Here is a 12,897-nt window from a genome sequence, read left to right on the forward strand (position 1 = left end):
ACTCGCTGAGGCATACGTTCCGGCAGGCGCTTCGCGGCGCCGATCTGCACGAGGAAATCGTCAACAAGGTATTCGGCCACGAAGGCAAGAGCATCGGCGCGGGCTACGGCCGGGACCTGGCCCCATCTGAGGCCAAGCTGGTGATTGAGCGGGTCAAGGCGCCGGTGGCGCTGGACCACCTGTTCATCAGCGGGGGCAGTTGATCTGGCTGTGATGCGACCAGGACCGCGCGGTAGGCACATCGCTTGGCCGGGTCCACCCGCCCACCTTGGCACCATCGTTTAGGAATTCAAGCGGCCAGGACCGAAATTCTTCGACTGAACAGCGAGCAGATATTTAGATTATCTGTTAATTCCCTGAAATCCATAAATTTTGACCATTAGTTTCGGCCATTAATCGGATTTCCGCATCAATATCATGGAATTTGCATGACACGCTCCATCATCGGTGACCTTCCTGCCTTCTTCGCTGTCGCGCGCGAATTGAATTTCAGCAAGGCTGCGAAGGTGCTCGGCGTCTCCCAATCGACCCTGAGCGCCACTATAAAACAGCTTGAAGGACGGCTGGGTGCTCGCCTGTTGGAACGCACCACTCGAAGTGTTTCATTGACCGTGGCCGGCCGACAATTGTTTCAGTCAGTGGAACCGCTCTACCGAAGAATTGATGACCGGCTAAATGCGCTCATTCCCAAGGATAATACGCCCTCAGGGACTGTCCGCCTTGCAGTCACGAGCCATATCATCCAGATGATTCTGTTGCCAAAGCTGTGCAGATTTCTGCAATTTCATCCGAATATAAGAATTGAGATGAATGTTATTTGCCTACCGATAAACGAAGTGGCACAAATGTTCCACGCTTACGTGGGTCCTCACGACCCACTACTTGATAACGCCACTACCACTCGCGTGAGCCCCGACATCCGCTTCGCGGTCGTTGGTTCTCCGTCCTATTTTGAGGCCAAACCGTTACCGTGGAAACCGCATGACCTTGAGGGGCATCGATGCATCAACATTCGTCCGGAGATTACTGGAGACATCTTGAACTGGCAGTTCAAGAAAGACGGACAGGAAGTGCAAGTCACTGTTGAAGGGCAATTGATATTCAACCAGTTCGAACACGCGCTTGAAGCAGCCATTTCGGGCTTCGGCCTCGCATATGCCCCGGAAAGGCTCGCTGCGTCTTACATTAACTCAGGTCTCGTGCATCGCGTGTTGGATGACTGGTGCGCCCCCTTGACCAGCCACTATCTATATTTTCCCAGAGGCGAGATCACTCCTGCCCTCCGTCTGCTGATCGATGCTTTAGAGTACAGCGAGTAAGGACGCAAAAGGTCCTTCTATAGCTTGAAAGCCCAACCCTGCACACGCCGCAACTAACTGCCTTTTCCCGCCCCTGCAACAAGCAGTTCCACGATGGCCACCGCTGTGGCCAGCATCTGATCATCCAGCTGCCTTGCTGCATCGGTGAGGCGGGCTACCGCCTCCGCCCGGCTCGGGTCCCCACTTTCCTCTAAGAATAGCTCTGACAACGGAACGTCCAAGCCCTTGGCCAGGAGGTCCAGCGTGTCATAGGGCAGCGACGATACCCCCCGCTCGAGATTCGAGATTGCATCCGGTGATCGGCCAATAAGCGCTGCCAGGGCCTCTTGGGAGAGGCCTCTGCGTTTGCGGATGGCCTTTATCCGCGTGGCCACGCGAGCTTTAACGTCCATTTCCGCATGATAGGCGGATTTAGCGCTTGCGGTAACCGCATAATTTGCGTTATTTATGACGCCAGGCGCAAAAAATACGCCCCCTTGAGCGACCACAAGGTTCTGTTTGGTCAAGAGCGACATCCCCCCTCTGCAAAAGACGGCGCGAAACCCTTCCGCCGCAAGGAGAAGCCATGTCTTTGGATAAGCTGAATCAACTGCGTGATGAGTATACAGCCCCGATGCCGAGCCGCCCTAAGCCGCCGATGTTGGAGAAGGCCGCCGCAAAACTCCTTCTGGAGGCGACATTTGCGGGTACGCAAGGCCTCGCACCCGCCGCTCGCCGTGGCGGCGTCGCCATCACCATCGTCGTGCCTGACGCCAGTTGGGTGGCCCCGATGGAGAGTGTGGTCGAGGACGCACTGAACGGTTTCGCCTGGCGTAAGGCTCCAACCGTTGGCGCACCGCTGAACACCCCGGCATACCCGGATATGATCGAACTGGACGACGATGACGACTTTCCTGTCGGCAGTACTGGCGATTTAGTCGACCCTCGTTTTCCCGATCTCGACGCGCCCGACCATCAAATCACCAGCATCTGGAGCGTCGCCACGCGCGACGGAACCCCGCGCAGCCCAACCATCGATCATCTGGAAACAATGGCCGCCAACCAACTCATGCGGGGGACTGGCGTCATCATCCTCGCGGCCAGCGAAGCGGATTTGCCGCCACGTCTCACGGCAGCGGCAGACTTCCGCTTGGTTGTTCCAGCGCTGACGGGCGCCATTCTGACCGAGGCGATGGCACAGCTTGCACGGCGGCCTGCGCGCACCCTATCGGATGCATTATGCGCGTTGCTGAGCGCCGCGGACCTGAAGCTGGCGGCGCGACCCGCAACATCTCCCGACGATTGGGTCGACCGGCTGGAACGGATGGCCAAAGCGCGCGTTCGCTTGCCGGCAAGCCCCCGTTTAGAGGATTTGCACGGCATGGATGAAGCGAAGGAATGGGGCGAAGCCCTGCGTCGCGACGTTGCCGCTTATCGCGCCGGTATGCTTTCCTGGCACGAGATGGACAAGGGCCTTTTGTTAGCCGGCCCGCCAGGCGTAGGGAAGACCCAATTCGCAAGCGCCCTCGCCACCAGCTGTGGCCTGCCGTTGATCACCGCGTCGTATGCCGAGTGGCAGGCCGCCGGTCATCAGGGCGATATGTTGCGGGCCATGGCTTCGACTTTCGCGGATGCCAAGCGCGCCGCACCGTGCCTGCTCTTCATCGATGAGCTGGATAGCTTCACCGCACGGCACTCGGAAAGGCCCGGCCAAAATCAGAGTTATAACCGCCAGATCACGAACGCGATGCTGGAGCACGTAGGCGGTTTGCACGGGCGGCAGGGGGTCATCATGATTGGCGCCTGCAATTACCCCGCCTTACTGGATCCCGCCCTCGTTCGAGCGGGTCGGTTTGACCGAGTGGTACACATTCCACTTCCCGATCGAGCCGCCCTGGCGGGCATCCTCCGCTATCATCTGGGGCCCGACCATCTGCCGGGTTTGGATCTGACCCGTTTCGCGGCGCAAATGGAAGGTGCCAGCGGCGCGGACTGCGAACTCCTGGTTCGTACCGCCAAGCGCCGGGCCCGGGTTGCGGGCAGGCCTATGGTCGCGGCGGACCTGGAAGCGGATCTCTACCCTGCGGATCCCAGAACGCCGGCACTCCGCCAGCTTTGTGCGGTCCATGAAGCGGGGCATGCCGTTGCCGCGGCGGTCCTTCGGCCGAGCATGCTGATCTCGGCGTCAATCCGCATCTCGGCCGGCGGGCTGGGCGGCGTGAACTACCGCATGGATGGCGAGGTTTTACGGCAGAACGACCTGTTGGACCTCATCCAGATCCATCTGGCTGGCCGGGCGGCTGAAGAACTGCTCCTCGGCGCGCCCAGCACCGGCGCGGGGGGCAACGGGGATAGCGACTTGGCCCGCGCGACCGTGCTGGCAACCCAGATGCTGACTTCCCACGGACTGGGTGATCACCTGACCTGGTTGGGGCCGGTGACGGCAGAGACCGTACCACGCCTCCTGAACTCCAATCCGCAGATTGCGGCGCAAGTGACGGCCATCGTGGACACCCAGTACGCCAAGGTGCGGGTCCTGCTCTACGCGTGGCACAGCGCGGTCGAGCATGTGGCCGGCCTCTTGCTGGCGCGGGAGGCGGCCTCCGCCACCGAGATCATCGCCATCGCCAACGCCACCCTCAATGAAACCCGGACGCGGACGCTGCAGTGATCGTCGCCCAGGCGGAACCCGCCCTCCCAGCAGGTTCCGCCGGACGCCACGGAAGGATGATCATGAAACCCTACAGTCATGCCCGTTGGCACCTCTACCGGGAGGAGGTCATCAAGTTGGACGGCGGCCGCTGCGTCCGATGCCATCGAAGCCGGGCTGACGGTGCCGTGCTGCAGGCCCATCACAAGGCCTACGTCTCAGGCCGACTGCCTTGGGAATACCCCTATGGTGACTGTGAAACCCTCTGCAAAGGCTGCCATGCGGCGGAGCACGGCATCGCAATGCCCAAGACGGGTTGGTCGCTTTTCGGGGTGGATGATCTCGGCAGCCTCTGCGGCAGCTGTGAACTCTGTGGCACCGAAATTCGATACATCTACGCCGTCGGTCACCCCTCCTGGGGCGCCATGGGGGTCGGAACGGACTGCTGCGACGCGCTCACCGCCACCACCGACGCCGGGGAGCACCACGCCAACCTTATCAAGGAGCGTGAAAAGAAAAGGCGCTTCGTCGACTCGCCCAAGTGGAAAGTCACAGTGGCAGGCGACATGGCAATGATCCGCGACCGGATACTTGTCCAAATATCACCTTACGAAGGCCATTACCGGCTTAAAATCGGTAATGTTCGGGGGGTAATGAAATACCCGACCGTCCTCGACGCGAAGATAAGAGCTTTCGAATTCATCGAATCTGGAGATGCCACCAGATTTTTGTCAAGAATAAAGAATTAAATAGCGGCGACCCCACTTGCCCTGCCATAAAATTGGGCGCTGCTTATATTGCCCTATGAACGGCAAGGGCCGGGAGGCTTCAGGCTCTCACCAACCGGCATCCACTCCTTACACTCCGCCTCTTTTCCTCTCTGGCAATTCAGGCCCGGGCCCATCCCCTTCTTCTCCGCCTGCACGGTCGATCTTAAGTCCCACCAGCAGGTCCGACGCCTCGATCTCCAACCCGCGGGCGAGATCCACCATTACCGCAAGGCTGGGATTCCATTTGCCCCGTTCCAGGTCAGACAAGTAGGGCACAGCCATATTCGCACGGCCGGCAAGCTCCTCCTGCGTCAGGCTTTTCGCCTTCCTGTGCTGCCGCAGCAATTTCCCAAACTGGATCCGGATGTCCTCAGCCATCCGGGAAAAACACGCGGTTGCAAAGGCCAAGGCCATAATATATATCTTAAGTCTGTCGATGAGGATGACGCCAAACCATAGCTCCTCCCGAACATTGGTTAGCATCCGAAGCCAGATCGCCCTTCGTCCATCCTTTCAGCTAGGTTCCCGATGCGCCTCCACTTGAACGGCCGCCCCTTCGGCCGCGCCGCCATTCTGCTGCTCTCGCTTGGTATCCTCGCCAGCTGCGGAAAAAACCCGCTCATCGGCCATTGGAAGCTGAATCTGCCTCCAACCGCCGACATGCTTGATAAGATTGCGGCCAGCGCTATCGGCGACGAAATCGAGTTCGAGCCGGGCACGATGGTTACCGGCGCCGGCGTCCCCGTGAAGGTCCAATATGACCAGCGGGACGGCCGCTGGTTCGTTACCCCGGAAGGGCAAAGCGACCAAGGTCTGCCCGTGAAGGTCGTCGGTGACGATAAGATCGAAATCGACATTGGTCATAGCAAGCCCATCCCCTACGTCCGGACGAAGTAGGGAAAGCAAGCTCACACCCACTGCTCCCCGTCCTGTGGCGCCCCCTCCGATAAGGCGTCCGCCGGAAGGGCACGCCATGAGACTTCTCCCTTTCCCTCATTAACGGATCACGACTTTGGCCAAGCTGCAGGAAGCCCGCGGGGTTCTCCGCCGCCGGGGCAATCACACCCTCACCGGCGGCTTCTGTGTCTACTCGATCGCTGAGATCGGTGATCGCATCATCACGGATCTGGGCGTGCCGAACGGTCTGGACGCCTTTCTGGATGAATGCGACGGTCAGGAACTCACGATTTGGTTCACCAAGCCGTTCGCCGACAAGAAACAGGTCCTTGCCATCAAGCTTCCCGACGGGAAGTTGTATTATTCTGTACCCGGCTGGGGAGGGATAATCTTCTTCGTGGTGCTCGCCCTTATCGGCTGCCTTTTCTTCGGCTTGGGGCTGTTACTGCTGCCGCTGATATTCGACTTGGTAGGAATGAACTTCGAAGCCGGGCAATGGGCTCGCCAGGGCGGCATTGAAATCAGGAGGTAGATCAGAAGGTAGAATGTCCGGCCAGCCCCTGGTCACACGTGCCGCATTGCATTCCTGGTCAGCGGGGCCTACCTCTAGACGCATGTCACGCCGTCGGCTTGCCTCTTCATTGATTCCAACCCGCCTGCCGGGCCACCGGTCAAGGATGGTGGTGGCATGCCTGCGCGGCGTGGTGATGGTCTTTTGCCTGCTGGCCTTCCTGGGCGGCACTACGGTCCAGGCCATGCCCCTGGACTCGCCTGCGGCCACGCCCACGATCGCGACGGCCATAGCCATGCCCGATGACTGCCCTATGGCGCAGATCGCCGGCACCCCAGCCAAGGACGGTCCCTGCCATGGCCTGAACGCCGCTTGCCTGAAGCAGATGGGCTGCCTGGGCGTCTCCCTGCTGCCGGAGCGGTCCGGCCAGCCGGGGGCACCGGCGGTCTTCAGCATGGTCCTGTTCTGGCCACCATCGACGACCTTGGCCGGCCTGTCCATCGCGCCGGAACCCTTCCCTCCCATCGCCGCGTGACCGGGGCGCCCTGAGGGCGTCCCCGCGACCTGGGGCTTTGCCCGAGGTCCGTCCGCGCCGCCGGCATCGCACGCCGGCCCCGATGCCCTTTCGGGAAGGGAAGCTTCATGACCCGATACACCCATGCCCGCACGGCCAGCGCCGTGACGGCGCTGTCCCTGTTGCTCGCCTTCAGCCCCCACGCCCAGGCCGCATCCGACCCCGACACGCCAACGCTGGGCGCTGATCTGGACGGCCTGCTGGATGCCGGCCGCCACCTGAACCCATCCCTCCAGGCCGCGGCCTTGGAGACGGCGGCCATGGATGCCGAAGCCTCCGCCGCCGATGCGCTGGAGGACCCCACCTTCCGCGTCAATTCCGATGAGGTGGACCGCACCAGCGGCCCGCGCCTCAACAAGACCTACATCACGGTGGAGCAGGAATTCCCCCTGTGGGGCAAGCGCGACCTGCGCCGCAGCGTCGCCCTGGCGGCGGTGGACGCGGCGCGGGGCCGGGAACGGGCGGTGGGCCTGGAGCTGGAGGAGCGTATCAAGGGCGCCTACGCCCTGTACGCTGCCGCCTCGGCCGCCTTGGCCATCAACGGCGATGTGGGGCACCTGGATCGCCAGATGGCCCGCAACGCCGCCGACCGCTACGCCCAGGGCCTGGGCAGCCAGGGCGACGCCCTGACGGCCACGGCCGAAGCGGCCCGCACCGAGGTGGAGGCCGCCCGCCTGATGGCCGACCGGACCGCCGCCGCCGCCCGCCTGAATACCCTGCTGGCGCGTCCGGCGGATATGCCGTTGGCCCCGCCGACCGGCGCCCGTCCCCTGCCGGCGTCCACTCCGCCCCTTCCGGTGTTGGCCGACCGGGCCCGGGCCGACAACCCCCGCCTGGCTGCCGGATTGGCGGAGGTGCGCGGCGCCGAGGAAGAACGCCGCCTGGCCGCCAAGGCCTGGTACCCCGACCTTTCCCTGGCCGTGGGTGCCATCCAGCGCGACAACGGCCCCACCGGCTATACCGCCACGGTCGGCTTCAGGATTCCCCTGCAGGCGGAGCCGAAGCGCGCCAAGGAGCGCCAAGCCGTGGCCAAGGCCAACGCCAGCCGGCAGAGCCTGGCCGCCACGGCAGCGGACATCGAGGGCGACTTGGCCGAGGCGCTGGCGGCGCTGAACGCCGCCCGCCAGCAGGCCGGCATCTATCGCGCGCAACTGCTGCCTGATCTGGGCGGCGCCCATGAAGCCGCCTTGGCTGCCTATGGCCGGGGACAGGGCAGCCTGGCCGCCGTGCTGGAGGCGGAACATCGCCTGCACCAGGCCCGGCTGGACCTGCTGCGTATCGAGGTGGAGGGTCAGAAGGCGCTTGCCGCTCTGGAACGCCTAGTGGGAGGCCCGCTATGACCCGCATCCGCGTCGCCCTGGGCCTGAGCCTGGCCTTTCTTATCGTCCCCTTGGCTCAGGGCCAAACCCCACTGGCCGCCAAGGCACCCGATGGCAAAGGCAAGGTCCTCTACTACCGCAATCCCATGGGTTTGCCCGACACCTCGCCCGTGCCCAAGAAGGACGGCATGGGCATGGACTACCTGCCGGTCTACGCCGAGGGGGCGGAGCCCGCGGGCACGGTGCGCATCGCGCCCGGCAAGCTGCAGACCCTGGGCGTCAGGACGGCCCCGGTGGAAGAGATGCCGGCTCTGGTGGGATCGGTGCAGGCCACCGGCACCATCGCGCTGGATGAGCGGCACCAGGTGGTGGTGACCACCCGGGCGGAAGGCTGGGTGGAGAACTTGGTCGTAGCCGCCACCGGCGATGCCGTCCGCCGGGGTCAGATCCTGGCCCAGCTCTACGCCCCCGACCTGCTGACGGCGGAGAAGGAATACCTGCTGGCCCTGTCCTTGGCCGCCGACGGCCATGCCGACATGGGTCATGGCCAGCCCGCCGATCTGGTGGCGGCCGCCCTGTCCCGCCTGCGCGCCCTGGACATTCCGGCGGAGGAGATCGCGCGCCTGCAACGCAGTGGCGAGGCCGCCCGCCAGATCGCGATCCGGGCGCCGGCGGATGGCGTGGTCATCGACAAGCCGGTGGTGACGGGCATGCGGGTGGCGCCGGGTGAGCCGCTGTACGGCTTGGCCGACCTGTCCACCGTCTGGCTGGTGGCGGAGGTCCCGGAACGGGAGGTGGGCCTGGTGCGGCCCGGCCAGATGGCCCACGCCACCCTGACGGCCTATCCCGGCCGCCGCTTCGACGGGGTGGTGGACTTCATCTACCCCGCCCTGTCGCGGGAGACGCGGACGGCACGGGTACGCATCATCCTGCCCAACCGCGACCGCGCCCTGCTGGCCGATATGTACGCCAGCGTGACCATAGAAACGCCGCACGCCGGCGGCGACGGCCCCACCCTGCTGGTGGTTCCGGAGTCCGCCGTCCTGGACGGCGGCGCCCGACAGACGGTGCTGCTGGACCTGGGCGACGGCCGCTTCCAGCCGCGCGCCGTCCATCTGGGCGTACGGGGCGATGGCAAGGTGGAGGTGCGCGACGGCCTGCGGAAAGGTGATCGCGTGGTGGTCGGCGCCAATTTCCTGATCGACGCGGAAAGCAACCTGAAGGCCGCCCTGGAAGCCTTCACGACCGGCCCAACCGTCCCGTCGGACAGGGGCACCTCCAACAGGGGCACCTCCAACGGGGGGGCCAAGCCATGATCGCCCGCCTCATCGACTGGTCGGCCGCCAACAAGGTGCTGGTGCTGGCGGCCACCCTGTTCATCGCCGCGCTGGGCGCCTGGTCCCTGCGGCATACGCCGCTGGATGCCCTACCCGACCTGTCCGACACGCAGGTCATCGTCTACACCGATTATCCCGGCCAGGCGCCGCAGGTGGTGGAGGACCAGGTGACCTACCCCCTGTCCACCGCCCTGCTGGCGGTGCCCCGCTCCAAGGTGGTGCGCGGCTTTTCCAACTTCGGCGTCTCCTTCGTCTATGTGGTGTTCGAGGAGGGGACGGATCTCTACTGGGCGCGCTCCCGCGTGCTGGAGTATCTGAACGTCGCGCAAAAACGGCTGCCAGCCGGCGCCACGCCCTCGCTGGGGCCGGACGCCACCGGTGTGGGCTGGGTCTACCAATATGTTGTCCAGGGTGCGGGCCGCACCCTGGCCGAACTGCGCAGCATCCAGGATTGGCTGGTCCGCTACCAACTGGCCAAGGCCGATGGCGTGGCCGAGGTGGCCGCCTTGGGCGGGTTCGAGCGCCAGTACCAGGTGGTGGTCGATCCCCGCAAGCTGCAAGCCTACGGCATTCCGCTGTCGGCGGTGTCGGACGCCGTTCGCGCCAGCAACCGCGATGTGGGCGGCCGCACGCTGGAGATGGCGGAGACCGAATACATGGTGCGCGGGCGGGGCTATCTGCGCGACGCCGGCGACCTGGAACGGGTGGTGCTGAAGGCGGATACCGCCGGGGCCGCCCCCGTGCTGCTGCGCGACGTGGCCCGGGTGGAACTGGGACCGGATGAGCGGCGCGGTATCGGCGAACTGGATGGCCAGGGTGAGGCCGTGGGGGGCATCGTGGTTAAGCGCGACGGTGCCGACGCCCTGACCACCATCGCCAGCGTCAAGCGGCGGCTGGCGGAACTGCTGCCGGCGTTGCCGGAGGGTGTGACCCTCAAGGCGGTGTACGACCGGTCCAACCTCATCGACCGGGCCATCGAGACGCTGAAACATACCTTGCTGGAGGAAAGCCTGATCGTGGCGGCGGTCTGCGTCGTCTTCCTGTTCCACGTGCGCAGCGCCCTGGTCGCCATCATCACCCTGCCCATCGGCATCCTGGCGGCCTTCGCGGTCATGCGGCCACTGGGCATCGGCGCCAACATCATGAGCCTGGGCGGCATCGCCATCGCCCTGGGCGCCATGGTGGACGCCGCCATCGTCATGATCGAGAACGCGCACAAGCATGTGGAACGGCTGGCCCCGGGTGAGCCTCGGGGCCCCGCCCTGCTGGCGGCGGCGCGCGAGGTGGGCCCGTCGCTGTTCTTCAGCCTGCTGGTCATCGTTGCCTCCTTCCTGCCGGTGTTCGCGCTGGAGGCGCAGGAGGGGCGGCTGTTCAAGCCGCTGGCCTACACCAAGACCTTCGCCATGGCCGGCGGCGCCCTGCTGTCCGTCACCCTGGTGCCGGTGTTGATGCTGTTCTTCGTGCGCGGCCGCATCGTGCCGGAGGCGCGCAACCCCCTGAACCGCGCCCTGATCGCGGCCTATCGTCCGCTGATCACGCTGGTGCTGCGCTGGCCCAAGGTGACGGTGGTGGCGGCGATCCTGGCCCTGGCCGCCACGGCCTGGCCGGTGTCCCGCCTGGGCTCGGAATTCATGCCGGACTTGAACGAGGGCACGCTGCTGTTCATGCCCGTCACCCTGCCCGGCATTTCCGTCACCAAGGCGGCGGAACTGCTGCAGACGCAGGACCGCATCCTGAAGTCGTTCCCCGAAGTGGCGTCCGTCTATGGCAAGGCGGGACGTGCCGCCTCCGCCACCGACCCCGCCCCGCTGGAGATGAGCGAAACGGTGGTATCCCTGAAGCCGCAGGCCGACTGGCGGCCGGGCCTGACCCTGGACGGCCTGGTGCGGGAGATGGACCAGGCCCTGCAATTGCCAGGGGTCAGCAACGCCTGGACCATGCCGATCAAGGCCCGTATCGACATGCTGTCCACCGGCATCCGCACGCCGGTCGGCGTCAAGGTGTTCGGGCCCGACCTGGCGGTGCTGGAGCGGCTGACGACGGCGGTGGAGACGGCGGTGCGCGGCGTGCCCGGCACCACCAGCGCCTATGCCGAGCGCCTGGGCGGGGGCCATTACCTGGAGATCACCCCCGACCGCGACCGCATCGCCCGCTATGGCCTGGGCATCGACGCGGTGCAGCAGGTGGTGGCCACGGCCCTGGGCGGGGAGACGGTGACCACGACGGTGGAGGGGCGGGAGCGGTATGGCGTCATCGTCCGCTATCCCCGCGACCTGCGGGACAGTCCCCAGGCCATTGCCACTCAGGTTCTGGTGCCACTGCCCAATGGGGCCATGGTGCCGCTGGGCGACCTGGCCAGCGTGGCCCTCACCCAAGGCCCGCCGTCCATCCGCACCGAGAACGCGCAGTTGGTTGGCTATGTCTATGTCGACATGCATGGTCGCGACGTGGGCGGTTATGTGGCGGAAGCGGCGCGTGCCGTGGCGGCCAAGGTCAGCCTGCCACCGGGTTATCGCCTCGAATGGAGCGGACAGTTCGAGTATCTACAGCGGGCCAAGGCCAAGCTGGCTTTGGTCGTCCCCGCCACGCTGGGCGTCATCTTCATTCTGCTGTACCTGAACTTCGGACGCCTGGCTGAAACCCTGATCGTCATGCTGTCGGTGCCCTTCGCCCTGGTAGGCGGCGCTTGGTTGCTGTGGGCCCTGGGCTACAACATCAGCGTCGCGGTTGCCGTGGGGTTCATCGCCCTGGCCGGCGTGGCGGCTGAGACCGGGGTGGTGATGCTGATTTACCTGGACCACGCCTGGTCGGCCACCTTGGCCCAGCGGACGCGCGAGGGCGCCCCGGCAACACCCGCCGACCTGCGCGCCGCCATCCTGGAAGGAGCGGTGGAGCGGGTGCGGCCCAAGATGATGACCGTGGTGGCCATCATGGCCGGCCTGCTGCCCATCCTGTGGAGCACGGGCACGGGTTCCGAGGTCATGCGCCGCATCGCCGTGCCCATGGTGGGCGGCATGGTCTCCTCCACCGTCCTGACCTTGCTGGTGATCCCGGCGCTGTATGCTCTGGTGAAACGGCGGGCGGCCGGGTGACGGCGGCTGGGGGCAAGGACCGCCCGCGTCCCCGGGATTCCGACCACGGCTGATCGCAGAGAGCACCCGTGGTCGGATCGCCCACCAGGCGCGCGACGAATTTACGCCCCAATAGCGTTGCGGACTATCTAGGAGCGACGGGCAAACAGCTGGCGGAACAGCTCCTCGGCGCGCCGCGCACCAACCTCCGTGAACACCACGGATTTCGTCTTGCCGATTGGATCGGAGATGAACCCCTTCGCGTGAAGCCGGTTCATCGCCTCCCAGTCGAATGTCTTCCAGGTCCGTCCCTCATCATGCAGCCCCAGGTGCAGTAGCGCCAGGACCGCCTCGTCGATGCGGTCGGTGTCGATGTCATCCATGATGCATATTCTGATCAAGCTGGCCGATGGCCGGTCGAAGCGAACGAAGCACAACATCCCCACGCCGCCGGGGGGCCCCATCCGCAC

13 protein-coding genes (1 of these 13 running past the window's edge) are annotated in these 12,897 nt (G+C 65.0%); 10 read left to right on the top strand and 3 right to left on the bottom strand.

All coding sequences use genetic code 11. The annotated features are described in order from the left end of the window. Both Y958_RS25955 and Y958_RS25960 read left to right on the top strand, forming a co-directional pair. On the top strand, window positions 1-203 hold the end of the coding sequence (locus tag Y958_RS25955; RefSeq protein WP_088874770.1) for a site-specific integrase. Its footprint begins 1,240 nt before the window's first position; 203 of the gene's 1,443 nt are visible here — the last part of the coding sequence; its start codon lies beyond the left edge, outside the window; the stop codon is at window positions 201-203. A 225-nt stretch (window positions 204-428) separates the two neighbouring features. After that, window positions 429-1,319, top strand: coding sequence for a LysR family transcriptional regulator (locus tag Y958_RS25960; RefSeq protein ID WP_088874771.1), 891 nt, complete (start codon window positions 429-431; stop codon window positions 1,317-1,319). Between the two features lie 53 nt (window positions 1,320-1,372). Here the strand turns inward: Y958_RS25960 and Y958_RS25965 are convergent, their stop codons facing one another. Then, on the bottom strand, window positions 1,373-1,825 hold the full coding sequence (locus tag Y958_RS25965; RefSeq protein ID WP_186291498.1) for a helix-turn-helix domain-containing protein: 453 nt from the start codon (window positions 1,823-1,825) through the stop codon (window positions 1,373-1,375). 59 nt (window positions 1,826-1,884) lie between these two features. On the opposite strand from Y958_RS25965, the gene Y958_RS25970 reads away from it, so the two are divergent. Both Y958_RS25970 and Y958_RS25975 read left to right on the top strand, forming a co-directional pair. Next, window positions 1,885-3,969: an AAA family ATPase gene (locus tag Y958_RS25970; protein WP_088874773.1), complete on the top strand. Its 2,085-nt coding sequence runs from the start codon at window positions 1,885-1,887 to the stop codon at window positions 3,967-3,969. 62 nt (window positions 3,970-4,031) lie between these two features. Further along, window positions 4,032-4,697 carry an HNH endonuclease gene (locus Y958_RS25975; protein ID WP_145727843.1) on the top strand — a complete coding sequence of 222 codons (666 nt, stop codon included), beginning with the start codon at window positions 4,032-4,034 and terminating at the stop codon, window positions 4,695-4,697. Between the two features lie 108 nt (window positions 4,698-4,805). Here Y958_RS25975 and Y958_RS25980 read toward each other — a convergent pair whose 3' ends face one another. Beyond that, complete coding sequence (locus tag Y958_RS25980) at window positions 4,806-5,201, bottom strand: helix-turn-helix domain-containing protein (RefSeq protein ID WP_211098722.1); 396 nt, start codon at window positions 5,199-5,201, stop codon at window positions 4,806-4,808. Window positions 5,202-5,258: 57 nt separating this feature from the next. On the opposite strand from Y958_RS25980, the gene Y958_RS25985 reads away from it, so the two are divergent. The 6 genes from Y958_RS25985 (at window position 5,259) to Y958_RS26010 (ending at window position 12,448) form a co-directional block, all read left to right on the top strand. Next, entirely contained in the window at window positions 5,259-5,615 is a 357-nt protein-coding gene (locus tag Y958_RS25985) for a hypothetical protein (RefSeq protein ID WP_145727844.1), read from the top strand. Between the two features lie 115 nt (window positions 5,616-5,730). After that, a complete protein-coding gene (locus Y958_RS25990; protein ID WP_088874776.1) occupies window positions 5,731-6,147 on the top strand; it encodes a hypothetical protein in 417 nt (138 codons plus the stop codon). Window positions 6,148-6,298: 151 nt separating this feature from the next. Continuing rightward, on the top strand, window positions 6,299-6,661 hold the full coding sequence (locus Y958_RS25995; protein WP_145727845.1) for a hypothetical protein: 363 nt from the start codon (window positions 6,299-6,301) through the stop codon (window positions 6,659-6,661). Window positions 6,662-6,768: 107 nt separating this feature from the next. After that, complete coding sequence (locus Y958_RS26000) at window positions 6,769-8,040, top strand: TolC family protein (RefSeq protein WP_088874778.1); 1,272 nt, start codon at window positions 6,769-6,771, stop codon at window positions 8,038-8,040. Next, window positions 8,037-9,335 (top strand): efflux RND transporter periplasmic adaptor subunit, encoded by a 1,299-nt coding sequence (locus Y958_RS26005; RefSeq protein WP_088874779.1) that lies wholly within the window; start codon window positions 8,037-8,039, stop codon window positions 9,333-9,335. The genes Y958_RS26000 and Y958_RS26005 overlap by 4 nt, the downstream gene beginning before the upstream one ends. Next, window positions 9,332-12,448 carry an efflux RND transporter permease subunit gene (locus tag Y958_RS26010; protein ID WP_088874780.1) on the top strand — a complete coding sequence of 1,039 codons (3,117 nt, stop codon included), beginning with the start codon at window positions 9,332-9,334 and terminating at the stop codon, window positions 12,446-12,448. Before Y958_RS26005 ends, Y958_RS26010 begins: the two co-directional genes overlap by 4 nt. Before the next feature lie 128 nt (window positions 12,449-12,576). On the opposite strand, the gene Y958_RS26015 is transcribed toward Y958_RS26010, so the two are convergent. Beyond that, a complete protein-coding gene (locus tag Y958_RS26015) occupies window positions 12,577-12,810 on the bottom strand; it encodes a DUF6429 family protein (protein WP_088875248.1) in 234 nt (77 codons plus the stop codon). Between the last annotated feature and the right edge of the window lie 87 nt (window positions 12,811-12,897).

It is taken from the genome of Nitrospirillum viridazoti CBAmc, assembly GCF_000730165.1.
Lineage (GTDB): Bacteria > Pseudomonadota > Alphaproteobacteria > Azospirillales > Azospirillaceae > Nitrospirillum > Nitrospirillum viridazoti.

Coding starts and splice junctions, on each gene's coding strand:
- Y958_RS26015 (WP_088875248.1), bottom strand. CDS start 12,810: ATGGATGACATCGACACCGACCGCATCGACGAGGCGGTCCTGGCGCTA.
- Y958_RS25975 (WP_145727843.1), top strand. CDS start 4,032: ATGAAACCCTACAGTCATGCCCGTTGGCACCTCTACCGGGAGGAGGTC.
- Y958_RS26000 (WP_088874778.1), top strand. CDS start 6,769: ATGACCCGATACACCCATGCCCGCACGGCCAGCGCCGTGACGGCGCTG.
- Y958_RS26010 (WP_088874780.1), top strand. CDS start 9,332: ATGATCGCCCGCCTCATCGACTGGTCGGCCGCCAACAAGGTGCTGGTG.
- Y958_RS26005 (WP_088874779.1), top strand. CDS start 8,037: ATGACCCGCATCCGCGTCGCCCTGGGCCTGAGCCTGGCCTTTCTTATC.
- Y958_RS25960 (WP_088874771.1), top strand. CDS start 429: ATGACACGCTCCATCATCGGTGACCTTCCTGCCTTCTTCGCTGTCGCG.
- Y958_RS25980 (WP_211098722.1), bottom strand. CDS start 5,201: ATGCTAACCAATGTTCGGGAGGAGCTATGGTTTGGCGTCATCCTCATC.
- Y958_RS25970 (WP_088874773.1), top strand. CDS start 1,885: ATGTCTTTGGATAAGCTGAATCAACTGCGTGATGAGTATACAGCCCCG.